Below are 250 nucleotides of genomic sequence, written 5' to 3'. Positions count from 1 at the left end.
GGCGCCGGCAACCAGCCGACCGTCAACTACCATGGCAGCAACGTCAATGACGCCCGGCGCATGCAGGTGTTGATCGACGGCCGCTCGGTGTACCGCGCAGGCCTGGCGACGGTGGACTGGAGCGACATCCCGCTGGCCATGGAGGACATCGAGCGCATCGAGGTATTCCGTGGCCCTAACACGGTCAGCTATGGCGCCAACGCGCTGATGGCCGTGGTCAATATTCTCACCCGCAACCCCGCCGACAGCC

The 250-nt window shown here is 65.6% G+C and carries 1 protein-coding gene; it reads left to right on the top strand.

Going from position 1 to position 250, the window contains the following annotated elements:
* Positions 1-250, top strand: a 250-nt coding sequence (locus tag SB765_RS32170) for a TonB-dependent receptor plug domain-containing protein (protein WP_410932834.1), incomplete at both ends; no start/stop codon positions are given.

It is taken from the genome of Pseudomonas sp. SIMBA_067 (genome assembly GCF_046534675.1).
Classification (GTDB): domain Bacteria; phylum Pseudomonadota; class Gammaproteobacteria; order Pseudomonadales; family Pseudomonadaceae; genus Aquipseudomonas; species Aquipseudomonas putida.
This window is presented reverse-complemented; position numbering and strand designations above follow the sequence as displayed.